This window comes from Stenotrophomonas maltophilia group sp. SKK55 (assembly GCF_057179845.1).
Map to the genome: position 1 here is coordinate 1 of NZ_JBXUHP010000052.1, position 23,654 is coordinate 23,654.

The following is a 23,654-nucleotide window of genomic DNA, read 5'->3' on the forward strand; positions in this document are numbered from 1 at the left end:
CGTAGTCTGCCCCAAAACCAATTGACCGCAGCAGGCTCGAGGTCTGCTGCGGCCTAGGGATGTTTATCAGGGATGGGGTGGATGTCTGCTTATGGCCGCTCCTCGACCTTCGATGGGCAAGGAGCGACCCTTATGGACTCAGACATCAGTCTGCTCGGCAATCTCTAAGGCATCATCGACCTCGATGCCTAGGTAACGCACGGTGCTCTCGAGCTTCGTGTGCCCAAGCAATAGCTGGACAGCCCTGAGGTTTCGCGTCCTGCGGTAGATCAACGAAGCTTTTGTCCTGCGCATCGTGTGCGTGCCATAGGAACCCGACTCGAGACCAGCTTCCTCAACCCAGCGGTGGACAATCCTGGCGTACTGTCTCGTCGAAAGCTGGGGCGAGTCCGACCCGTGGGTCGCGAACAGGAAGTCCGAGGCCTTCAGGTCAGCATGAGTGATCCAGGCCTGTACAGCCTCGCGAGTCGATTGGGTAATTTCGAACTGGACAGGGCGACCGGTCTTCTGTTGCATCACCATAGCTCGCGAAGCCATCTGCCTGCCGTGAGATACATCGGACACCCGGAGTTTCACCAAGTCGCAGGCGCGGAGCTTGGAGTCAATTGCCAGATTGAATAGGGCTAGATCTCGAACCTTGTGGCCAAGCTGAAGTCTGATCCGGATGGCCCAGATATCTTTCAGCTTGAGCGGCGCCTTCTGACCGATCAGCTTTCCCTTGTTCCAGGGCTCGTGGGGCTGGTGTGTGTGAATAATTGCCATGACCTACTCCTGTTGAAGGGGGTGGTCAGGCTTCGCCCGAGCCTAGAAGCAAGGCGTGATGCGACCGGAAGCGGACGCCTTGCCCGGCGGCTTCCGGGAGGCATCTGTCTTAGAGAAACGCTGTCTCTAGCAGTCCACCGGAGAGATAGATGCTCGACACTGCCTCGAAATCTCTGGACGCCACGGCTAGCGATGCCAGCTTCTGGCATGAAGCAGCCGTGAGATTCAACAGGGGCGAGGGCGACAGCGTACGGCCCGTGGCGGACGAAACATCTGGCGATGTCGAGCACTACTGGTCCTGAGTCGCTAACGCCAACGGCATGCTTCGTTCGACTTCCAAGGCCGCGAACCTTCGTAGGGCACCTAAAGGGTCTCCTTACTTGTTAAGGACCGACAAGTTTGGACCGACGTCAGGGCGGTGCTTGCCTCCTTGGCCGTTGGCTAGAGCCAAGGAGCCGCGGACGTCAGCTCTGCCCCTGAACCACTGCAACCATAGGTTTCCAGCTCTTGCGCAACCATAGGTTCAGCAAAAGCGCAAACCTATGGTTGCCCGTCTATGCGTGCGGCATGAGGAGTTCCCTGAACGCCAGCCATATTTATACACCAGTCAGTTCAATATTCAGGGTCGATTGGCCCCCCTAACGGATAATTCACACCTGTCGACCGCCTCCTCTCTCTCCCCCTCCCGGGAGGCGGCCGACGAAACCAAAATAATTAAAGGTGTGTCCCGATGAACAAGAATTCGCTGCTCGCCCTGGGTCTTCTGGCTGCCCTGCCGTTCGCTGCATCGGCAACCGACGGCCTGTCGTACAACTACGTTGAAGGCGGCTACGTGAACACCGATGCCAAGGGCGGCGACGCCGATGGCTGGAAGGTGAAGGGTTCGGTGGCGGTGCACCCGAACTTCCACATCTTCGGCGACTACAGCGCGCAGGAGACCGACACGTTCAAGAATGACGTCGACCAGTGGCGCATCGGTGCCGGCTACAACTACGGCATCGCACCGAACACCGACCTGGTCGCCCGCGTCGCGTACCAGAAGTTCGACATGAAGCACGGCCTGGACTTCAACGGCTACTCGACCGAAGTCGGCGTGCGCACCGCGTTCAACCCGTACGTGGAAGGCTACGTGATGGCCGGCTACGAGGACTACACCAAGAAGCACGGCATCAACCCGGACGGCGAGTTCTACGGCCGCGTCGGCGCCACCGCCAAGTTCAACCAGAACTGGGGCCTGAGTGGCGAAGTGAAGCTGGCCAAGGCCGGCGACCGCGAGTGGTTCGTGGGCCCGCGCTTCACCTGGTAACAAACGCCCGTCGTTAGAGCGTGTTGTGCTGGCGTGTGACTCTCTCTCTCTCTCCCACACGCCAACCGAAGCCCGGCCTCGCGCCGGGCTTCTTCTTTTGTGTGCGTCCGGAGAGTGCAGGGCCGCAGCAGTTCCATGTAGCGCGGGAATGCACGGTGCTGCTCGCAGGACGGAACGAGAACCGCTCCGTTGCCGGTCAGGCGGTTCCGCTATGATCCCGGCACGTCGCCATTGACGATGCACCCGCCTCAAGCCAGCAGGAACTGCCGTGAATTCCCAGCCCGCACCGATCACCGCCCTCAACCACACGCTCGACAACGAGCCGCAGCAGATCACCGCACCGCTTACCCATTCGGCGGCGTTTCTGGTGCTGAAGGTGAAGGATGACGAGGCGTCGATCGCCAAGGCACGCGAGGTGCTGGCGAGCACCGATGACCTGATCAAGAACACCGCCATCCGCGAGATCGAGCGCACCTTCACCTGCAACGTGGCCATCGGCCATCGCGTGTGGCAGCCGCTGGTGGGCTCCACGCCGCCACGCGAGCTGAAGCCGTTCCGCGAGATCAAGGGCGCGACCCACACCGCTGTGGCCACGCCCGGTGACCTGCTGTACCACATCCGCGCACGTACCATGGACCTGATCGTGGCGTTCGAGCGCAACCTGCTGATGGCCTTCGGTGATGCGGTGGAAGCGGTCGATGACGTGGCCGGCTTCCGCTACTTCGATGGCCGCGATCTGCTCGACTTCGTCGACGGCACCGCCAACCCGGAAGGACTGTCGCTGCCGGAAGCCACCATTGTTGGCGATGAAGACCCGGAGCATGCCGGCGGCAGCTACGTGGTGGTGCAGAAGTACCTGCACAACCTCGATGCCTGGCGCGCGCAGAAGACCGAGGCGCAGGAGGCGATCATCGGCCGCACCAAGCACGACAACATCGAGCTGGATGATGCGCCGGCCGATGCGCAGAAATCGCACAAGACGCTGTGCACCATCGAAGACGCCGACGGCGAGCACGAAATCCTGCGCGACAACATGCCGTTCGCCAACCCGGGCCGCGGCGAGTACGGCACCTACTTCATCGGCTACACGCGCCGCCTGTGGGTGATCGAGAAGATGCTCGAGCGCATGTTCATCGGCAATCCTGCGCCGCTGCACGACCGCATCCTCGACTTCTCCACCGCCACCACCGGCGTGACCTTCTTCGCGCCCTCGCGCAAGGTGCTGGCCGACCTGGGCGAGTGATCGCGCCGGGCCATCACGGCCCGCCATCTGCCTGTCATCTATGGCGCCGACCATGGCGCGCTGGAGGGGAGCGCAGGAGGCAGGCGATGGTCATGTCAGCAAACAGGACCGGCATCCGCCGCTGGTGGCGGCCACTGGCCGCGTTGTTCGCCGCGCTGGCGCTGGGCAGTTCGGCGGCGTCCGCACACGAAGCCCCTGCGCACTGGATGGCCTACGCCGCCGCCGTGGGTGGCCAGCTGCAGCAGCGCCTGCAGCAGGAACAGGACCCGCAGGTGCAGCGCGTGGTGGAGTGGTTGCGTGCACACCCGGATACACCTACGCCGCTGCCTGTGAGCCTGTGGATTGCGGCGGACGGCCGCATCTCGAAGCTGGAGTTCGACAGCCTGGGTGACGCCCAGGTCGATGCCGACCTGCGCGCGACGTTGCAGGCAGCGCCGTTGCAGACCGCACCGCCGGCCGACATGCGCCAACCGCTGCGATTGGGTCTGGTGCTTGACCGGTAGATCCACGCCATGCGTGGATGGGCCTACCGGTGACCCTTCAGCCACGCATGGCGTGGCTCTACTGTGGATGGCCAGCGCACAGCCCGGCCATCCGCATCAACGAACCGGCGCCACCTGCGGTTCGCGCGCGGCCGCGCTCCATGCGCGCAGGCCGAACACGGCCAGGCCGAGGAAGAACACGTACAGCGCGGCAGTTACGTGCAGCGACTTGAACAGGTACGCACCCACATAGACCACGTCCACGGCGATCCATACCCACCAGCAGGCGACGTGGCGGCGCGCCTGCCACCACTGGCCGACCAGGCTCAGTGCGGTCAGCATCGCGTCCAGCCACGGCAGCGCGGCATCGGTGAAGGTGTGCATGGCCGCACCCAGCGCCACGCCACCGCACAGGCCGAAGGCCAGGTCGCGCAGCAGCTTGCCTCGCGCCAGTGGCACGATGCGGATGCTGCCCTCATCGGCGGCGTGCTGGCGCCAGTTGAGCCAGCCGTAGACCAGGAAGCCACCGAAGGCGACCTGCAGCAGGGTGTCCGAGTACAGCTTGGCCTCGGCGAACACCAGGCCATACAGCGTGACCGACAGCAGGCCCACCGGCCATGCAGACAACCGGCGCCGGGCCATCAGCCAGACGCCGAGCACGCTGCACAGCGCGGCGGTCCACTCGAGCACGACGCCGTTCACAGCGCGAACGTCACCGACAGGCGCGCCTGTCGCGGTGCGCCGGGGAACAGGTAGTAGTCACCGCCGCTGCTGCCGGTGTCACGCCAGTAGAAGCGGTTGAACACGTTGTCCACCGACAGGTTCCAGGTCACGGCACGCTCGTGCAGCCGGTGCTGGAAACGCAGGCCGGCATCGAACACCGAGTAGTCCGGCGCGCGCACGGCGCCGTCGGCGCGTGCCACGTTGGCACCGGCATAGCGCCACCCGCCAGTGACATCCAGGCCCTGCAGGAACGGCAGTGCATAGGCCACGTGCACGCTGGCACGCACCTTCGGCACGTTCACCAGCTGATGGCCCTCATAGGCCGGCGTGCCGGTGTCGCGCGCGCGCGCCTGCAGCACGCTGGCACTGGCCACGATCTGCAATGCGTCCGTCAGCTGGCCGTTGGCGGTCAGCTCCAGGCCGGTGTGGGTCTGCGTGCCTTCCTCGACGAAGGTGTAACCCACGTCGCTGTTGTCCGGCTTGGCGTACTGGTACGGCTGCGAAATGCGGAACACGGCTGCGCCCAGCGTCAACGCCTCGACCGGCACGTACTTCACGCCCACTTCCAGCTGGCGCGACTGTACCGACGGCAGGAAGGTGTCAGCGTTGCTGGTCCAGAACGGCGCTTCCTGGCCCAGCGAAATGCCGCGCACGTAACTGGCGTAGGCGTTGAGCTGGTCGGTGGCTTTCCACACCACCGCAGTCTGTGGCAGGAAGCGCGACAGGCGGCTGTGCCGCTGCGGGATGCCGCGCTTGTCGTAGGCGCGCTCGTCCAGGCGCACGAAGCGGCCACCGGCCAGCCACTGCCAGTCGTCACCGAAGCTCATCCGGTCCAGCGCGAAGAACGCGGCTTGGCGGCTGTCCAGGCGCAGTGCGGAGGGGCCCGGCATCCTCGGCGACGGCGCGAACACCGGCACCGGTGCGTCGTGGATGTTGCTGGTGCCGACGTACTCGTTGACGCTCGGGCGCCTGTCCACGGTGCGGCGGAAGTAGTCGGCACCGAGGGTCAGCTGGTGGCCGATGCTGCCGGTCTCGAAGCGGCCACGCAGTTCGGCACGGGCCTGCTGGTTCTGGCGGGTGTCGTCCGGGCTGCGGTAGTCGTAGATGTCATAGTCGCCATTGGGCGCGAAGTAGTTGCCCGGCACGCTGCCGTCGGCGCACTGCGTGGCGTAGTAGCAGCCGTAGGCGAAGGCGACGTTGTCGTCGATCACCGAGCGGCTGTGGCCCACCGAGACGCGCGACTGCCAAGCGTCATTGAAATCGTAAGTATGCAGCGCGGTGATGTTGGTGCTGGCGATATCCACCGGGCGCTGCCACGGCTGATAGCCGAGCAGATGCTCGCGGTCGACACCACGCGGCAGGTCACGCGCGCCCAGCAGCTGGTAGCCGGACACCGAGCGCTGCGAGCTGGTCTGGTAGTTGGCATCCACTTCCAGCTTGCCGCGCTCGCCGATCAGCCAGTCGGCGGCCAGCGAGTAGAAGTTGCGGCGGCCATCGGCATGCTCGACGTAGGATTTGCTGGAATCCCATGCGGCATTCAGGCGCAGGCCGAAGCGCGGGGTGATCCAGTGGCCGACATCGACGGCGACGTAGCGCGAGCCTTCCGAATCGGTGCCGAGCGTGGCGGTGCGCACTTCGGCCGGGCGCTTGCCGATGTAGTTGATGATGCCGCCCGGCGCCATCACGCCTGCCGCCAGGCCGGCTTCACCCTTGAGGATCTCCACCGACTGCACGTTCTCCAGCGCCAGGCGTTGCTCGCCGGCGATGGACAGCCCATTGAAGCGGTAGCCGGTGGCGGCGTCCAGGGCGAAGCCGCGGATGGCGACGTTCTGGTAGTAGCCCACCGGCGCGTAGGCATCACCCAGCGAGGCATCATTGCTGGCCAGCTCGGACAGCGAACGTAGCTGGCGGCGGTCGAGATAGTCGCGCTCGAGCACGTTCACCGAAGCCGGCGTGTCCTTCCACGAACCGCCACCGAAGGCGTTCACGCGCGAGGTATCGGCCTTCGGTTTGCCGGCCTGCACGCGCACCGCCGCCAGTTCGGTCGGCGAGCGTTCGGCGCCGGTGGCAGACGCATCGGTGGTGGCCTCGGCCCCGCTGGCATGCAGCGGCAGCGCGGCACAGAGGGCGAGGGAGAGCAGGGTGGGGCGCAGGCAGCGGTTCATTCGATTCGTCTTCGGACAACAAGGGAGACGAAGCGACGGCGCGCAGGTGCACCGGCCCATGACGGGGGTGTGGCTGCGGCTCAAAGCTCCCTACGCCGGTGCAAACCGGATCAGGTTCCAAGGGACTCTCTCAGCCTGGCAGATCCAGGCACCCCCGCTTCAGGTGACCATTTCACTACAAATGGTACGGATTTGCGAGCCGGCGCCCTTCAGGCTGCCGCGTGCAGGGCCTGCAGCAATGCCTGTCCCGGCGCGCTGTGGAACCACGCCGGGTGCCCCAGCATGAAGGGCTGCCACGCCACGTCGGCATTCGCGGTCGAGCCGGTGACACCTTCGAAGTACTCCACTTCGGACAGTGCGAAGTCGAAATGCACCATCGGCAGCAGGTCGGCCAGCAGGTGCACGCGTGCCGCCGACAGCGGCAGCACCTCGCGGTAGCCATCGAGCAACGCCAGCGCGATATCGATGCGCACGGCCTCCATGCCGCGCGCCAGCTCCAGCCACGCCACGGCGTTGCGCTCGATGGCGGTGGCCAGGTCGAACAGTGCGCTGGTGGGCGAGGCCAGGCCGAAATCCAGAACGGTGCTGACCTGCCCGTCGCGCCACAGCAGGTTGGAGACATGCCAGTCGTTGTGCGCCCACAGCCGTGGTTCGTCGCGCAGGCGCTCGGCCAGGCCCGTGTGCCACGGCAGCACGTCACGCCGCAACTGCGCTTCCCACGGAATGCGCGCGAGATAGCGGGCCAGGCCGGGGCGCGCGTGCAGCCCTGCCTTGATTGCCGCCACCGGATCGTCGGCGCGGATCAGATCATCGCGCGCGACCAGCAGATGGGTGCTGCGCTGGGGCGCGCGGTAGCCGTCGGCAGCACGGTGCAGCTGGGCCAGCATGCGTCCGGCTTCACGGGCCTGCGCGACGTCGGTCAGCAGCGACCACGACACCGCGTCGCGGTACAGGTCGTCGCCTACGCCGACGTCGTGCAGTTCAAACGTCCATTCGCCGCGTTCGACTGCGGTGTGACCATCGGTCGCTGCAAGCACCTGCACCACCGGCACGCCAGCAGTGGCGAGATGGGCGATGAAGCGGTGCTCTTCCTCCAGGCAGGCCGCGTTGCGCACGCTGTGGTGATGGCGCTTGATGAACACCGCGCCGCGCGTGCCATCGACGATGGCGGCAGCCGACAGCGGTCGCGGGCTGTGCCAGCGCGGTTGGCTGCCGCTGTCCAGCTGCGGATAGCACTGCCGCAACCACGCGATGTCCGCCGCGCTGATCGGTGGCCAGTCGGCAGCGACCTCGTCGTTGTTGAGGCCCTGCACGCGGTGGGAGGAAGACGTCATGCCGCAGCCTGAGAGGGGAAAGTCACATCCAAGGCTGCGCATTCAACGCCATGCGCGCGGCCAACGCAAACGGGCGGGTCATCGACCCGCCCGTCTCTGCCATCGGCAGGGTAACGCCGCCGTGCCGCTTACCAGCCGCGATGGCGACCGCGGTCGTGGTAGTAGCGGTTGTCGTAGTAACGCTCGCGCTGCCAGCGGCGGTCGTCGCCACGATCGTAGTAACCGCTGCGGTAGTAGCCACGATCGTAGCGGTTGTCGTAGTAGCGATTGTCGTAATAACGACGGTCGCGGCGGTCGGAGGTGGTCAGATTGCCGATCGCGCCGCCGGCCACGGCACCACCGACGGTGGCGGCAGGATCACCGTTGGAGAGCAGGTTGCCGGCCACGCCACCGACCACGGCGCCGACCAGGGTGCGCTTGTCCTTCCTCGACATCGCGCTGGCATCGCTGACCACGGCGACACCGGCCACCAGTGCCAGAGCCATCGCCAGACCACGGAAGCTGAGTGTGGAAGTACTGAGCATGTTCGTTCTCCTGTGAGGTGCATGCCGCGCTGGGCAGGGAGGGCGCGGGGCGCCCCGGCTGCCGTGATGTCCACGCTGGCGTTCCAACATTGCCGGAACATTGCCTGGTGCACCGAGCGGCTTGCGCATTCATCTAGCGGCAGGCGGCATGAAGCAAGGCTGAAAGCGGCTGCGGCCGCTCAGCTGGCGGAAAGGAAAAGGGCCGCGGAGGTGGCCCCTCCCTCCTCTGCCAAGGCGTTGGCATGTCCGACGCCCATCGCCTTCTGGGCCTGCCGCGCCTGCTCCTGCGGGGTCTCCTGCTGCGGCTGCAGCACGTCAGGCGCGCCCTGCACCGCACCGCGGCGAAGCGCCAGGCTCTGCCTGCTGGCGGCCCGCGTCCACGGTGACGCGGCTGGCGGCCGGACATGCGCCGGTCGATCCCTTCGACCTCGCATTGTTGCTGGGGCGATTATGTGAATCGCGTCTCAGATCTTGCCGTCACGCAGATAGTCGAACAATTCGGCATCGCCCTTCAGCCCCAGCTTGAGCATCGCATCGCCCTTCTGCCGGCTGATGGTGCTGACGCTCTTGTGCAGCAGCAGCGAAATCTCCTTTACCGTCATGCCGGTGCCCAGCAAGCGCAGCACCTCCACCTCGCGCGGGGACAGCGGCTTGCCGTCGCCCTCGCGCATGCGCCAGCTGCCGGCCGCTTCCACCCGCTCGCGCAGGCTGCGGCTGATGTAGGGCTGGCCGCGGTAGACCGACTGGATGGCCTGTGGCAGTTCGTCCATCGACGAACTCTTGTCGACCAGGCCGAGCACGCCGCTGTCGAGCACCATGCGCAGGATCGCCAGGTTGCTGGAGACGCTGAGCATCAGCACCGGCAGGTCGGGATGGCGGCGGCGGATCATGCCGATCATGGCGAAGCCGTCGGCCTGCGGGCTGCCCGGCATGGAGTAGTCGGTGACCAGCAGGTCACAGGGCTGGCTGGCGAGCAGGGTCATCAGCGCCTGCGCGCTGTCGGCCTCGCCGACCACGCGGCCGACGCCGCTCGACTCGATGACGGCGCGGGTACCGATACGGACCACGGGGTGATCGTCTGCGATGATGATGCGCAAGCTCATGCTCTAGTATGGCCATCGGGCACGCCGGACCGCGACCATCGCGGTCCCTGGCAGGATTCTAGGAGATCGACGCAGATGCGTAGGTGGGCTGTTCGCGGGCTGCTCCTGCTGCTGGCGGTGCTGGCGCTGCCCGTGGCCCAGGCACAGCCGGCCCCTGGCCTGCTGCCGCTCAGCCCGTTGCAGCGCGAATACCTGGTGGCGCATCCGACCATCGTTGTCGGGCAGTATGACAGCGGCTGGCCGCCCTTCGAGTCCCTCCGTGATGGCGAGCAGGTCGGGCTGGGACCGGACTACCTGTCGCATCTTGCTCGCCAGCTCGGTGTGAAGGTCGAGGCGCGCCGCTATCCGGACTGGACATCCGTGCTGGATGCGGCATGTCGTGGCGAGATCGACGTGGTGATGAATGTCGGCCTCAGTGCCGACCGCACCCGCTGCATGGTCTATACCGCCGCCTACAGTGAGGCGCCGCTCGCACTGGTGGGCCGGCCCGATGACCTGCGTGCCTCCGACATGCCGGACCTGGATGGGCTGAGGGTGGTGATCGAACAGGACTTCCTGACCGGTCCGCAGGTGCGCGCCCGATTCCCGCGTGCCCGCCAGCTTGTCGCAAATGACACGTTGAGCGCATTGCAGATGGTCAGAGACGACAAAGCGGACGTCTACATCGGCAATGCCTTCGTCGCCACCGAGCTGATTGCCAGCCGGCGCCTGCAGGGCGTGGCGCTGTTGCGGCCGAGCGACCTGCCCCCTGAACGGTTGCACTTCGGCATTCCCAACAGCAAGCAACCCCTGGCCGAAGCCCTGGACCTGGCGCTGGCCGCGACCAGCCAGGCCCAGCGCGATGCCCTTGCACAACGCTGGTTGTCACCGCCGCACTGGTCGGCATCGGCGCAGCTGGCGCTGAGCCAGGCCGAGAAGCGTGTGCTGGAGCAGCCGCTGATGATCGGTTTCGCGCCGAATGCCGCGCCCCTGTCGTTCACCGGCGAGGATGGCCGGCCCAGTGGCCTGGCCAGCGAGTACCTGCAGCGCCTGATGCAGGCCGGCGCCAACCTGAAGGTCGAGAACAGCCACGACTGGTACGAGGTGCGTGAGAAGGCCCGCCGCGGTGAACTGCAGGCGGTGATGGGCATACCCGTTGATTCGCGCTACCTGGGCCCGGACTGGGTGTTCAGCCAGCCCTTCATCAGCGTGCCGAACGTGATTGTGGTCAGGAGCGATGGCGAGTCGCTGCTGGGCCTGGCCGACCTGCAGGGCAAGCGCGTGCTGCTGTCCGACCCGGAGCGCGTGCGTGGCTATGTGCAGCAACAGGCGCCGCAGGCCCGGATCATTGCTGCGCGGAGTGCCGAGCAGGCGCTGCAGCGCCTGCTTGAGGGTGAAGCCGATGCCTATGTCGGCAACCTTGCCGTGGTCGATCACCTGCTGCGCAGCCGTTTCCCGGGGCGGATGCAGGTCGCGGCTCCGGCCGGTTTCAACGACCAGCTGGCGCTGGCAGTGGATCGCCGCCATGCGGCCCTGGCCACGACCTTCGATCGCCTGCTGCTGCAGATGACCCCACGCAAGCGCGAGGCGCTGCGCAGCGCCTGGCTGGCGGTGGAGTACCGCAATGGGGTCGACTGGAGCAATCTGCTGCGGTGGGGCGTGCCCGTGCTGATGGTGCTGCTGACCGCACTGCTGGTGCATGGCGTGGGCCATTGGCGGCTGCGCCGTGAGGTGGCAGGACGCCGCCAGCTGGAGCAGCGCCTGGCCGAGGTGACCGACAACCTGCCGGCGGTGGTCTACCAGGCCCGTCGCGATGCCGATGGCACGCTGAGCTTCCCGTTCATCGCCGGCGACCTGCCTGCGTTGTTCGGCATCACCCGGCAGCAGGCCGAACAGGATGCGAGGGTGTTGCTGGAACGCGTCGAGCAGGAGGACCGCGCGCGCATCCTGCATTCCATCGAGCAGGCCGCGCACCAGTTCGCGCCGTTGATCCTGGAGTTCCGCCTGCGCAGCGACGGGGAAGGCGTGCGCTGGGTGCGCAGCCAGGCCCATCCCTACGCCGCCGAAGAAGGCGCGGTGATCTGGAGCGGGTACTGGGTGGATGTAAGCGAAGCCCGGATGCAGGCCGATGCACTGGCGGCGGCGAAGGCGGACGCCGAGCAGGCCGCTGAGGCCAAATCGCGTTTCCTGGCCACGATGAGCCACGAGATCCGTACGCCGATGAGCGGCGTGCTGGGCATGCTGGAGGTGCTGGCGCACTCACCGCTGGACAGCGAGCAGCAGCGCATCCTCGGCGTGATCGAGGATTCGGCGCAGATGCTGCGGCAGATCCTCGACGACATCCTCGATTACTCGCGGCTGGAAGCGGGTGCACTGCGCCTGGAGCCGGTGCCGCAACCGCTGCGGCCCCTGCTGGAAAGCGTGTGCCGGTTGATGTCGGCGCAGGCCAGTGCACGCGGGCTGGAACTGCACGTGCAGATCGACCCTCAGCTGGCGGCAGCGCACGAAGTGGATGGCGTGCGCCTGCGCCAGATCGTGTTCAACCTGCTCAGCAATGCCATCAAGTTCACTGCACGCGGCGAAGTGCGGCTGCAGCTGGAGGTACTGGGCCCGACCGCCGAAGACGGCAGCCAGCCGCTGTGCCTGAGCGTCACCGACACCGGCACCGGGATCGCACCGGAACAGCTGCAGCACCTGTTTGCGCCGTTCACCCAGGCCGGTGCCTACATCCAGCGCGACCATGGTGGTACCGGCCTCGGCCTGAGCATCTGCCAGCGTCTGGTGCAGATGATGGGCGGCGAGCTGGAGTTGCACAGCACGCTGGGCGAGGGCACCCGCGCCGAGGTGCGGCTGGCGCTGGTGGAGGCAGGCAGGGGTGACGTTGAAGCGCTGGTTGCGGAGCAGGAGCAGGCGGCGCTGCTGCCGCCGGCGCTGCGCGAGGCACGCGTGCTGGTGATCGAGGATCACCCGACCAACCAGGCGATGATGGCGTGGCGGCTGCAGCAGCTGGGCGTACCCCATGTGCTGCTGGGCGATGGCCAGCAGGCACTGGACCGCTTGTCATCGGAGGCCTTCGATCTGGTCATTACCGACTGCCGCATGCCGGTACTCGACGGCTTCGGTTTCACCCGCCTGCTGCGCGAGCGCGAGGGCCGTACCGGCCAGCCGCGGCTGACGGTGCTGGCGCTGACCGCCAGCGTGCTGGACGACGATGCGCGCCGCTGCCGCGAGGCCGGCATGGACGAGGTGCTGGCCAAGCCGCTGTCGCTGGCCACGCTGCGCACCGCGCTGCTGCGCTGGCTGCCGCAGGCACAGGGCCAGTCGTTCGATGCGCCCGTGCAGGAGACTGTCGCCGACGACGCTGAAGTGCTGCCTGATCTGGCCACCCTGCAGCAGCGCTATGGCTCGCGCGCCGTGGCCGAGCAGCTGCGCGACAGCCTGTTGCAGGCCAGTGAAAGTGATCTGGCGGCGGTGCAGCGCGCCGTGCGGGCCGGTGACCGCGAGACTGCGGCGCTCCACCTGCATCGCCAGGCGGGCGGTCTGGGGGCGATCGGGGCAAGCGCACTGGCCGGGCAGGCCAACGCGCTGGTCGAGCGCCTGCAGGATGCGACCGAGGCCGATCCGGCACCGGTGTTCGCCGCTGTAACGGCGTTCGTGGAGCGCCTGCAGCACCAGCTGCAGCGACTGGGTCACTGAGACGACTGCTGTTGCAGGTAGGCGATCACCAGTGCGCGGCGTTCGGCGCTGGGAAAGGCGTTGTACATGCGCGTGCCGGGCACCACGTGGGTGGGCGACTGCAGGAACGCGTCCAGGGTCTGCGCGCTCCAGGTGATGTCGGCGCGGCGCATGCCGTCGGAATAGCCGTAATCGGGCAGGCTGCCGGCGCGACGGCCGATCACGCCGTGCAGGTTGGGGCCGAAGCGGTGGATGCCGCCAGGCTGTACGGTGTGGCAGCCGGCGCACAGTTCGAACGCGCGCTGCATGGCCTGCTGCCGGGCCTGTTCAGGCGTGGCCGGCGCCGCAGGCGTGCGCTGGCAGGCCGTGGCAAGCAGGGCCACGGCAACGGTGGTGAGCAGGCGGGAGGCACGCATGGGCGGGCAGGATAGCGGTGCGGTGGAGCGGCCGGGCTGCGACACGTGGTCGCAGCCCGGGGCGATCACATGCCCGAGTAGTTCGGGCCGCCGCCGCCCTGCGGGGTCACCCAGACGATGTTCTGGGTCGGGTCTTTGATGTCGCAGGTCTTGCAGTGCACGCAGTTCTGCGCGTTGATCTGCAGGCGCGCGTTGTCGGCGTCGCCGACGAACTCGTACACGCCGGCCGGGCAGTAACGGGCTTCGGGACCGGCGTACTCGGCCAGGTTCACCTTCACCGGAATGCTCGGATCCTTCAGCGTGAGGTGGCTGGGCTGGTTCTCGTCGTGGTTGGTGCTGCTCAGGAACACCGAGCTGAGACGATCGAAGGTCAGCACGCCATCGGGCTTGGGGTAGGCGATGCGGGTGTGCTGCGACGCCGGCTCCAGGCAGGCGTGGTCAGGCTGGGTGCGGTGCAGGGTCCACGGCGGGTTGCGCACGCCCAGCTTCGGCAGCAGCCACTGCTCCACGCCGGTCATCAGCGTGGCAACGGTCTGGCCCTTCTTGAACCACTGCTTGAAGTTCTTGGCCTGCTGCAGTTCGGTGAACAGCCAGCTGGCTTCGAACGCCTTCGGGTAGGCGCTCAGTTCATCGTGCTGGCGATCGGCGGCCAGCGCGTCGAACGCGGCGTCGGCGCACAGCATGCCGGTCTTGATCGCGGCATGGCTGCCCTTGATGCGGCTGGCGTTGAGGTAGCCGGCCTCGCAGCCGACCAGCGCGCCCCCGGGAAACACCGTCTTCGGCAGCGACAGCAGGCCGCCGGCGGTGATCGCACGGGCGCCGTAACCGATGCGGGTGCCGCCCTCCAGGTGCTTGCGGATGGAGGGATGGGTCTTGAAACGCTGGAACTCCTCGAACGGGCTCAGCCACGGGTTCCTGTAGTCCAGGCCGACCACATAGCCGATGGCGACCTTGCCGCCGTCGGCGTGGTACAGGAACGCACCGCCGTAGGTGTCGCTGTCCAGCGGCCAGCCAGCCGCATGCACCACCAGGCCCGGCTCGTGCCGGGCCGGGTCGATCTGCCACAGCTCCTTGATGCCGATGCCGTAGGCCTGCGGGTCCTTGCCTTCGTCCAGTTTGTAGCGGGCGATCAGCTGGCGGCCGAGGTGGCCGCGCGCACCTTCGGCGAAGATCGTGTACTTGGCGTGCAGCGCCATCCCCCGTTCGAAGGCCGGACCGATGCTGCCGTCCTTCTCGATGCCCATGTCGCCGGTGGCCACGCCGATGACCTCGCCGTTGTCGCCGTACAGCACTTCTGCAGCGGCGAAGCCAGGGAAGATCGCAACCTCCAGCGCCTCGGCCTGCTGCGCCAGCCAGCGGGTCACTTCGCCCAGGCTGATGATGTAGTTGCCTTCGTTGTGGAAGCACTCCGGCAGCAGCGCATTGGGGGTGCTGCGCGCGCCGGTCTCGCTGAGGAACAGGAATTCGTCGCGGGTGACCTTCTGCTTCAGCGGTGCGCCGCGCTCGGCCCAGTCCGGGAACAGTTCGGTCAGCGCGCGCGGATCCATCACCGCGCCGGACAGCACGTGCGCGCCCGGTTCGGAGCCCTTCTCCAGCACGCACACCGACAGCTCGCGGCCGGCTTCGATCGCGCGCTGGCGCAGGCGGATCGCGGTGGCCAGGCCGGCGGGGCCGGCACCGACGATCACCACGTCGAACTCCATTACTTCACGCGGGGGCAGGGCGTTGGCTTCAGCGCTCATCGATTGCATGACTCGTGGGTAGGGCCGGCATCGGGGCCACCGGCGGTGCCTGGGAATCGCGCGTGCGGCCACGGGCGAAACGGTTGTTTGAATGTGTCAGGGTACCGGGCCGCGCGTGATCGAGCTAGATCGGCCATGTTCACGTCATGATTGCTGCATTGCAGCGTAGCGGTGCATCTCTGGTGGGTGCCGACCTTGGTCGGCACGCGCTGCCCGGATGACCGACAATGGCCGGGTCCTGACTGCGTGTGAGTGCCATGGCTTTGCATCCGTACGATCTGTTCGATGTCCGTTCCCTGCTCAACGAGGAAGAGCGCGCGGTGCAGGAGAGCGTCGCCCGCTTCACCAACGAGCGCGTGCTGCCGATCATCGGCGATGCTTTCGATCAGGCCCGCTTCCCCGACGAACTGGTGCCGGAGATCGCCTCGTTGGGCCTGCTGGGCGCGACCCTGCCGACCGAGTACGGCGGCGGTGGCCTCGGCGCGGTCAGCTATGGCCTGATCTGCCAGGAGCTGGAGCGCGGCGATTCGGGCCTGCGCAGCTTCGTTTCGGTGCAGAGCTCGCTGTGCATGTATCCCATCTACGCGTACGGCAGCGAGGAACAGCGCCAGCAGTGGCTGCCGGCGATGGCACGCGGCGAACTGATCGGCTGCTTCGGCCTGACCGAGGCGCACGGTGGGTCCGACCCGGCCAGCATGAAGACCCGCGCGGTGCGCGACGGCAGCGACTGGCGCATCAGCGGCAGCAAGATGTGGATCACCAGCGGCCCGGTGGCCGACCTCGCGATCGTCTGGGCACAGACCGAGGACGGCATCCAAGGCTTCGTGCTGGAAAAGGGCATGGCCGGCTTCACGACGCAGGAGATCAAGCACAAGATGAGCCTGCGCGCGTCGCTGACCGGCGCGCTGTTCTTCGATGACGTGCGCGTGCCCGACAGCCATCGCCTGCCGAACGTGAAGGGCCTGAAGGGGCCGCTGGGCTGCCTGACCCAGGCCCGTTACGGCATCAGCTGGGGGCCGATCGGTGCGGCGATTGCCTGCCTGGATGAAGCGCTGGGCTATGCCAAGGAGCGTGTGCTGTTCGGTCGACCGCTGGCGGCCACGCAGAGCGCGCAGATCAAGCTGGCCGAGATGGCCCGCCGCATCACCACCGCGCAGCTGCTGGCCTTGCAGCTGGGTCGCCTGAAGGAAGCCGGCCAGCTGCAGCCGCAGCAGGTCAGCCTGGCCAAGTGGAACAACTGCCGCATGGCGATTGACATCGCCCGCGAGTGTCGCGATCTGCTCGGTGGGGCTGGGATCACCACCGAGCACGTGGCGATCCGTCATGCGCTGAACCTGGAATCGGTGATCACCTACGAGGGTACCGAGACCGTGCACCAGCTGGTGATCGGCCGCGAGCTGACCGGCATCAACGCGTTCTGAGTGCATCGGTAGTGCCGGCCGCTGGCCGGCATTGCCAGGTAGGGTGGGCGGCAAGGGACGCCTATCCGGAGATGCAAGCTGAATGAAGAACAATCCCGCTGTAAGGCTGCTGTGCCTCCCGCTGCTGTTCCAAGCCTCCGTGCTGCAGATGGCGTGGGCAGGCAACAGGGATGATGGGGCATGGGCAGGCAGCTATTCGCAGGCGAGCGATCTGTGTACCGAACCGGGCAGCGGACGCAGTTGCCGTGATGGGTTCAGGGACAGCCTGTCGATTGTCGAAGAATCACTGGGCTATAGGGTTGAGCTGCACAGTACCCAGGCGATGCAGCACGTCTGCTCCTTCGTGCTGCATATGAAGCCCGAAGGCGGAAAACTGATTCATCAGTCCGAACTAGGCACAGTGGCTATCGAGAAACATGCAGGTGCGCTGAGAGTCTCATCCGGCGGGATCGACCCGACGGTGACGGGCTTGGGCATGTGCGGTGCGCATGCCGATATTGATGGTCTGGAGTTTTCTTCTGTCGGCAATCGCACGCGCCCCGGGCAACGCAAGGGCGCCCACTCCTGATTGATCCAGGCGGAACGCATCCACGCATGGCGTGGATCTACCGCGCGGCTGTCGGGTCCGCCTTGAAGCGGGCCGAGGAGCGCAGGGTACCGGTGCGCAGCACCGGCTCGCCGATGGCGGCGCGTTTCTTTGGTTACTTTCTTTGCGCGAGCAAAGAAAGTAACACACGTGAGCTACGCGCCGCCGGCAAACCCATGCTGCCGCCACGCCTCGTACATCACCACCGCAACGGTGTTGGAAAGATTGAGGCTGCGGTTGTCCGGCCGCATCGGCAGGCGCAGGCGGCGGCCATCCGGCAGGGCATCGAGCACGTCCTGCGGCAGGCCACGGCTTTCCGGGCCGAACAGGAACGCATCGCCCTCTTCAAAGGCCACGCTGTCGTAGCGCACGCTGGCGCGGGTACTGAGTGCGAACAACCGATTCGGTGCGATCCGCGCCAGCGCGGTGTCCAGGTCGGGGTGCACCTGCAGGCGCGAGTACTCGTGGTAGTCCAGCCCGGCGCGCTTGAGCTGCTTGTCTTCCAGTGCGAAGCCGAGTGGCTCGACCAGGTGCAGCTGCGCGCCGGTGTTGGCGCAGAGCCGGATCACATTGCCCGTGTTGGGCGGGATTTCCGGTTGGAACAGGATCACGTGGAACTGGGGCGCGGCATTCATCGGCGCAGTGTACCTGCGACGACCGCCGCCTTTACGGCGCACGCCCTGCGCGGGGCAGGGCGGCACCGGTTACGGGCGCAGCAGGACCTGGGCGGTTTCGGTGGCCAGGGCCTGCAGGTCGGCAGCGCTCGGACGCACCTGCAGGGCAGGCAGGTTGACGATGACCGAGTTGGCGACGTTGGTGGCAGCGGCAGCCAGGGTGGCGGCGTAGCGCTGGGCTTCCAGTTCGGCGGCCAGGGCGACGCGCTGTTCCAGGCTCGGGCGCACTTCCACCGAGGCCAGGGTGGTGATCGGCATCGCGGCGGCGACCGGGGCGGCGACGTAGCCGTTGCGCTCAGCCAGCTGGTCGGCGCTGGGGCGCACTTCCACGGTGGCCAGGGTCGGGATGCCGCTGGCCTGTTCCCAGGCCTGCTGGGCCAGCTGGTCGGCGGCAGGGCGAACCTGCACGGTGGACAGCGTCTTGATGGATTCGGAGGCCTGCACCGACGAAACAACCGCGGTGCCGGCGATCAGGGCGATGGCGATGGCAATGGTCTTGGCGTTCATGACGGGGCCTGTTTAGTGTTGGTGAGCAGTGGTGTGGTAGTAATGTAGTACACCAATTCTGGGCATGCAAGAGAAATTTTCGATTTCCTGCATTTGTTCAGTCTTCAGTCAGCTTTTGTCTGAAGCCCTTCCTGGCGCAGGAAGTACCAAGCAATCCGCGTGCCAACTTTTAGTTGTTGATTTGCAAGGCTTTTATGTGGTCCCGAAAGTGTCCGGTGGGCGGACACCTGTCCATTCGATAAGCCGCGGACACTGTCCGGACGCCTTCAGCCGGCGTCTGTGACGTTTCAAGAGCGCCCGTGGGCATCGGACTGGATGGCCATCTGGGCAAACACCCCCAGTGACTGGCGACCGATTCCGGCCGCCGCGCGCGCAGGCTAGGATCGGGGTTCACCTTCGTGACCAAGGATCCGGATATGTCTCTCGCCCTTCGCCCGCGCGCTGCACTGCTGGCCGTCGCCCTCAGCACCGCCCTGGGCACGCTCGCGCCCACCCATGCGCTCGCCGCCAAGCCGGCGGCACCGGCCAAGGTCGATATCCCGTACGAGCAGTTCACCCTGCCCAACGGCCTGCGCGTGATCGTGCATACTGATCGCAAGGCGCCGATCGTTGCGGTCAACGTCTGGTACCACGTGGGCAGCAAGGACGAGCCGGCTGGCCGTACCGGCTTTGCGCACCTGTTCGAACACCTGATGTTCCAGGGCAGCGAAAACCACGACGGCGAATTCTTCGAACCGTTCAAGCAGGTGGGTGCCACCAACCAGAACGGCACCACCAACACCGATCGCACCAACTATTTCGAAAACGTGCCGACCACCGCGCTGGACATGGCGCTGTGGATGGAATCGGACCGCATGGGCCATCTGGTCGGTGCGATCGACCAGGCCGCGCTGGACGAGCAGCGTGGCGTGGTGCAGAACGAGAAGCGCCAGGGCGAGAACCAGCCCTACGGCCAGGCCTGGGACCAGCTCAACAAGGCGCTGTACCCGGTGGGCCACCCGTACCACCACGGCGTGATCGGGTCGATGAACGATCTGAACGCGGCGTCGCTGGATGACGTGAAGACCTGGTTCCGTACCTGGTACGGCCCGAACAACGCGGTGCTGGTGCTGGCCGGCGACATCGACCTGGCCACCGCCAAGGAAAAGGTCGCCAGGTACTTCGGCAGCATCCCGGCCGGCCCGACCATGGCGCAGCCGGCGGTGAACGTGGCCAAGCGTAGTGCCGACACGCGCGAGACGATGACCGACAAGGTGCCGCAGGCGCGCATCTACCGCGCCTGGAACGTGCCGCAGGTCGGCACCACCGAGGTCGATCAGCTGCAGTTGTTCGCGCAGGTGCTGGGCGGTGCGAAGTCTTCGCGCCTGAGCCAGCGCCTGCAGCACCAGGACAAGCTGGTGGACAGCATCGCGTCGGGCCTGTCGACCTCGCAGTTGGGCTCGAACTTCGTGATCATGGCGACGGTCAAGCAGGGCCAGGACCCGGCCAAGGTCGAGAAGATCATCGACGAGGAACTGGACCGGCTGATCAAGCAGGGCCCGACCGCGGCCGAGCTGGAGCGCGCCAAGACCAGTGCCCGCGCCGGTTTCATCCGCGGCATCGAGCGCATTGGTGGCTTCGGCGGCAAGGCCGACGCCCTTGCAGAATGTGCGGTGTTCACCGGCGACCCGGGCTGCTTCCGCACCTCGCTGGCCAACATCGAGAAGGCCAGTGCTGCTGATCTGAGCCGGCTCGGCGCGCAGTGGCTGGACAAGGGCAGCCACACCCTGGTGATCGCACCGGGTGAGCGCGTGGCGCTGAAGGAAGACCCGAGCCAGGCGCCGAAGCCGTTCACCGTGCCGGCGGTGGACCCGAAGTACAGCACCCTGCCCGAGCAGGTCGACCGCAAGGCCGGCGTGCCGCAGACCCGCGAGTTCCCGCAGCTGAAGTTCCCGGCGCTGCAGCGCGCCACGCTGAAGAACGGCACCCAGGTGATCCTGGCCGAGCGCCACGAGATTCCGGTGGTGCAGTTCAGCTACCAGTTCCCGGGCGGCTTCAGTGCCGACCAGGGCCGCAAGCCGGGCACCGCCAACTTCACCATGAGCCTGATGACCGAAGGCGCCGGCAAGCTGGGCTCGCTGGCCTTCGCCGACGCCGCGGATGCGCTGGGCGCCAGCCTGGATGCTTCGGCCGGCCTGGACTCGATGAGCGTGGACCTGTCGGCGCTGAAGGAAAACCTGGTGCCGTCGCTGGCGCTGTACCGCGACCTGCTGCGCGAGCCTCGCTTCGAGCAGGGCGAGATCGACCGGGTCAAGGCGAGCTGGATCGCTGGCATCCAGCAGGAGAAGGTCAACCCGGGTGCGGTGGCGATGCGCGTGCTGCCCCCGCTGCTGTATGGCAAGGGCCACCCGTATGCCATTCCGTTTACCGGTAGCGGTGACGAGGCGGCGATCAACGGCCTGACCCGCGAGGACCTGGTCGACTTCCACCACGACTGGCTGCGCCCGCAGAACGGCACCTTGATCGTGGTCGGCGACACCACCCTGGCCGAGATCGTGCCGCTGCTGGACAAGCAGCTGGGCGACTGGAAGGCCAGTGGCGAGGCCCCGCAGGTGAAGGCGGCCACCGACGTTGCGCTGCCGAAGGGCCCGCGCGTCTTCCTGATCGACCAGCCGGGCGCGGTACAGGCCAACCTGTTTGCCGGCCAGGTGGTGGCACCTTCCAGCGACACCAGTTCGACCCGCTTCGACATCGCCAACGGCGTGATCGGCGGCGACTTCACCTCGCGCCTGAACATGAACCTGCGCGAGGACAAGCACTGGTCGTACGGTGCGCGCAGCAGCGCGGTCAATTCGGTGGGCCAGCGCCCGTGGATGGCCAGCGCGCCGGTGCAGATCGACAAGACCGGCCCGGCACTGGCGGAAATGCGCAAGGAAATCGCCGCGTTCGCCGATGGCAGCAAGCCGGCCACCGCTGCCGAGGTCAACCGCATCCGCAACATCCAGACCCTGAGCCTGCCCGGTGCCTACGAGACCGCCAGTGCGGTGGCGTCGACCATCGGTTCGATCGTGCAGTTCAAGCGCCCGGACGATTACGTGCTGCGGCGCAAGGCCGAGATCGAAGCGATGACCCCGGCGCAGGTGCAGCAGGCCGCCGCCGAGATCAAGCCGCAGGCCCTGACCTGGGTGGTGGTGGGTGACCTCAAGCAGACCGAAGCGGCCGTTCGCGCGCTGAACCTGGGCGAGGTGACGGTGATCGACGCCGAAGGCAACCCGGTCAAGAAATAAGGGATGTGCCTGCCCGCCACGGCGGGCAGGTCTCCCGTGGTAGCGCCGGGCCATGCCCGGCGGCTTTCCGGCGGCCAGCCATGCCGCGCTGTGCGCTCGCCGGGCATGGCCCGGCGCTACCTGGGCTCCGCCCCGGCTACCCCCGATTCAGGCTGTTCAGGCAGAATCCCCCCATACCCTTCCAGGATCTGCCCATGCGCGTTCTGCTGCTTTCCTCCCTGCTGCTCACCGTCACCGCCTGTACCTGGGTGCCGATCGAACCGGCCGGCAAGGCAACCCGCGTGCTGCCGGCAGGGCCGGTTCCGGCTGGCTGCATCGCCAAGGGCGAGGTGGTGGTCACCGTGAAGAGCAAGGTCGGCTTCTACAACCGCAACCCGCTGCGGGTGCAGGAAGAGCTGGAAACCCTGGCCCGCAACGAGGCCCCGAGCGCCGGTGCCAATGCCGTCCAGGCCGCTGCGGCCCCCGCCGATGGCAGCCAGCGCTTCGCCGCGTTCCAGTGCCCGCCGCGCTGAACGCTTCACCATACGGCCGAGGCTGAATTCGTAAAGATGCGGTGAAAGCCCGGGGGTTATAGAATAGCGCCCCCTTTTGCCTGAGCCTTGGCGCTAACCTCGATGCTCTTCAAGAATGTCTCGATCGCCGGCCTGGCACACGTCGACGCACCGCATACGCTGACGACCAAGGAAATCAACGAACGCCTGCAGCCGACGTTGGATCGCCTGGGTATCCGCACCGATGTGCTCGGCGACATCGCCGGCATCCACGCCCGCCGCCTGTGGGACAACGGCGTGCTGGCGTCGGACGCCGCCACCATGGCCGGCCGCAAGGCACTGGAAGACGCGGGCATCACCGCGACCCAGGTCGGCCTGCTGGTCAACACCTCGGTCAGCCGCGACTACCTGGAGCCGTCCACGGCCTCGATCGTGTCGGGCAACCTCGGTGTCAGCGACGAATGCATGACCTTCGACGTCGCCAACGCCTGCCTGGCCTTCATCAACGGCATGGACATCGCGGCGCGCATGATCGAGCGCGGTGATATCGACTACGCGCTGGTGGTGGACGGCGAGACCGCCAACCTGGTGTACGAGAAGACCCTGGAGCGCATGACCGCCCCGGACGTCACCGCCGACGACTTCCGCAACGAGCTGGCCGCGCTGACCACCGGGTCGGGCGCCGCCGCGATGGTGATGGCGCGCGCGGAGCTGGTGCCGGACGCGCCGCGCTACAAGGGCGGCGTGACCCGCTCGGCCACCGAGTGGAACCAGCTGTGCCTGGGCAACCTGGACCGCATGGTCACCGACACCCGCCTGTTGCTGATCGAAGGCATCAAGCTGGCGCAGAAGACCTTCAGCGCCGCCAAGATCGCACTCGGCTGGGCCGTGGAGGAGCTGGACCAGTTCGTGATCCACCAGGTCAGCCAGCCGCACACCGCCGCGTTCATCAAGAACTTCGGCATCGACCCGAAGAAGGTCATGACCATCTTCGGCGAGCACGGCAACATCGGCCCGGCCTCGGTGCCGATCGTGCTGAGCAAGCTCAAGCAGCTGGGCAAGCTGAAGAAGGGTGATCGCATCGCGCTTCTGGGTATTGGCTCGGGCCTGAACTGCTCGATGGCTGAAGTGGTCTGGTAAGCAGCCCGTTGCCCGACCTCCTGTAGAGCCGAGCCATGCTCGGCTCACGCGCGCAGCGCGGCTCTTCCGCAGCGGACCGGAGAGCAGCCGAGCAACGGCTCGGCTCTACATTGCG

Annotated in this window: 19 protein-coding genes and 1 riboswitch; of the genes, 9 read left to right on the forward strand and 10 right to left on the reverse strand. The window is 66.8% G+C overall.

The features are described 5' to 3' along the window. Positions 1-138: 138 nt before the first annotated feature. Positions 139-762 (reverse strand): tyrosine-type recombinase/integrase, encoded by a 624-nt coding sequence (locus AC2A1N_RS16425; protein WP_005420833.1) that lies wholly within the window; start codon positions 760-762, stop codon positions 139-141. A 730-nt stretch (positions 763-1,492) separates the two neighbouring features. Between AC2A1N_RS16425 and AC2A1N_RS16430 the strand changes: the two genes are divergently transcribed. The 3 genes from AC2A1N_RS16430 (at position 1,493) to AC2A1N_RS16440 (ending at position 3,814) form a co-directional block, all read left to right on the forward strand. Continuing rightward, positions 1,493-2,068, forward strand: a complete 576-nt coding sequence (locus tag AC2A1N_RS16430; protein ID WP_049465985.1) for an OmpO family porin — start codon at positions 1,493-1,495, stop codon at positions 2,066-2,068. A gap of 268 nt (positions 2,069-2,336) precedes the next feature. Further along, positions 2,337-3,311: a Dyp-type peroxidase gene (locus AC2A1N_RS16435; RefSeq protein ID WP_088496696.1), complete on the forward strand. Its 975-nt coding sequence runs from the start codon at positions 2,337-2,339 to the stop codon at positions 3,309-3,311. An 86-nt stretch (positions 3,312-3,397) separates the two neighbouring features. Continuing rightward, positions 3,398-3,814, forward strand: coding sequence for a hypothetical protein (locus tag AC2A1N_RS16440; protein WP_484372894.1), 417 nt, complete (start codon positions 3,398-3,400; stop codon positions 3,812-3,814). A 96-nt stretch (positions 3,815-3,910) separates the two neighbouring features. Here the strand turns inward: AC2A1N_RS16440 and pnuC are convergent, their stop codons facing one another. From pnuC to AC2A1N_RS16465, 5 genes are all read right to left on the reverse strand, one after another. Next, on the reverse strand, positions 3,911-4,483 hold the full coding sequence (pnuC, locus tag AC2A1N_RS16445) for a nicotinamide riboside transporter PnuC (protein ID WP_072167431.1): 573 nt from the start codon (positions 4,481-4,483) through the stop codon (positions 3,911-3,913). A gap of 8 nt (positions 4,484-4,491) precedes the next feature. After that, a complete protein-coding gene (locus AC2A1N_RS16450; RefSeq protein ID WP_484372897.1) occupies positions 4,492-6,681 on the reverse strand; it encodes a TonB-dependent receptor in 2,190 nt (729 codons plus the stop codon). A 70-nt stretch (positions 6,682-6,751) separates the two neighbouring features. Further along, positions 6,752-6,847, reverse strand: a riboswitch (TPP riboswitch). A 43-nt stretch (positions 6,848-6,890) separates the two neighbouring features. Then, positions 6,891-8,015, reverse strand: coding sequence for a phosphotransferase enzyme family protein (locus tag AC2A1N_RS16455; protein ID WP_484372899.1), 1,125 nt, complete (start codon positions 8,013-8,015; stop codon positions 6,891-6,893). 128 nt (positions 8,016-8,143) lie between these two features. Beyond that, complete coding sequence (locus AC2A1N_RS16460) at positions 8,144-8,539, reverse strand: glycine zipper 2TM domain-containing protein (protein WP_484372901.1); 396 nt, start codon at positions 8,537-8,539, stop codon at positions 8,144-8,146. A 464-nt stretch (positions 8,540-9,003) separates the two neighbouring features. Next, positions 9,004-9,642: a response regulator gene (locus AC2A1N_RS16465; RefSeq protein ID WP_005420808.1), complete on the reverse strand. Its 639-nt coding sequence runs from the start codon at positions 9,640-9,642 to the stop codon at positions 9,004-9,006. A 75-nt stretch (positions 9,643-9,717) separates the two neighbouring features. Here AC2A1N_RS16465 and AC2A1N_RS16470 point away from each other — a divergent pair, with 75 nt between their 5' ends. Then, positions 9,718-13,317, forward strand: coding sequence for an ATP-binding protein (locus tag AC2A1N_RS16470; protein WP_242889688.1), 3,600 nt, complete (start codon positions 9,718-9,720; stop codon positions 13,315-13,317). Here AC2A1N_RS16470 and AC2A1N_RS16475 read toward each other — a convergent pair. Next, the gene (locus AC2A1N_RS16475) at positions 13,311-13,712 is read right to left on the reverse strand and encodes a c-type cytochrome (RefSeq protein ID WP_061479354.1); all 402 of its coding nucleotides are present in this window, start codon (positions 13,710-13,712) and stop codon (positions 13,311-13,313) included. The two genes, AC2A1N_RS16470 and AC2A1N_RS16475, sit on opposite strands and share 7 nt — an antisense overlap. A gap of 65 nt (positions 13,713-13,777) precedes the next feature. Further along, entirely contained in the window at positions 13,778-15,454 is a 1,677-nt protein-coding gene (locus tag AC2A1N_RS16480; RefSeq protein WP_061479353.1) for an electron transfer flavoprotein-ubiquinone oxidoreductase, read from the reverse strand. Between the two features lie 257 nt (positions 15,455-15,711). Between AC2A1N_RS16480 and AC2A1N_RS16485 the strand changes: the two genes are divergently transcribed. Together AC2A1N_RS16485 and AC2A1N_RS16490 are read left to right on the forward strand one after the other, a co-directional pair. Next, entirely contained in the window at positions 15,712-16,875 is a 1,164-nt protein-coding gene (locus AC2A1N_RS16485; protein WP_024956299.1) for an acyl-CoA dehydrogenase family protein, read from the forward strand. 82 nt (positions 16,876-16,957) lie between these two features. Continuing rightward, the gene (locus AC2A1N_RS16490) at positions 16,958-17,443 is read left to right on the forward strand and encodes a hypothetical protein (RefSeq protein WP_242889689.1); all 486 of its coding nucleotides are present in this window, start codon (positions 16,958-16,960) and stop codon (positions 17,441-17,443) included. 173 nt (positions 17,444-17,616) lie between these two features. Here AC2A1N_RS16490 and AC2A1N_RS16495 read toward each other — a convergent pair whose 3' ends face one another. Next, entirely contained in the window at positions 17,617-18,096 is a 480-nt protein-coding gene (locus tag AC2A1N_RS16495; protein ID WP_061479351.1) for a tRNA (cytidine(34)-2'-O)-methyltransferase, read from the reverse strand. A 69-nt stretch (positions 18,097-18,165) separates the two neighbouring features. Then, positions 18,166-18,642: an XAC0231 family protein gene (locus AC2A1N_RS16500; RefSeq protein ID WP_014035556.1), complete on the reverse strand. Its 477-nt coding sequence runs from the start codon at positions 18,640-18,642 to the stop codon at positions 18,166-18,168. 416 nt (positions 18,643-19,058) lie between these two features. Between AC2A1N_RS16500 and AC2A1N_RS16505 the strand changes: the two genes are divergently transcribed. The 3 genes from AC2A1N_RS16505 to AC2A1N_RS16515 all read left to right on the forward strand — a co-directional run bounded on the left by AC2A1N_RS16505 (position 19,059) and on the right by AC2A1N_RS16515 (position 23,539). Continuing rightward, complete coding sequence (locus tag AC2A1N_RS16505; RefSeq protein ID WP_242889690.1) at positions 19,059-21,908, forward strand: M16 family metallopeptidase; 2,850 nt, start codon at positions 19,059-19,061, stop codon at positions 21,906-21,908. 194 nt (positions 21,909-22,102) lie between these two features. Next, a complete protein-coding gene (locus tag AC2A1N_RS16510) occupies positions 22,103-22,420 on the forward strand; it encodes a DUF4156 domain-containing protein (protein ID WP_005407628.1) in 318 nt (105 codons plus the stop codon). Positions 22,421-22,522: 102 nt separating this feature from the next. Next, on the forward strand, positions 22,523-23,539 hold the full coding sequence (locus tag AC2A1N_RS16515) for a 3-oxoacyl-ACP synthase III (protein WP_005420782.1): 1,017 nt from the start codon (positions 22,523-22,525) through the stop codon (positions 23,537-23,539). The last annotated feature ends 115 nt before the right edge of the window (positions 23,540-23,654 follow it).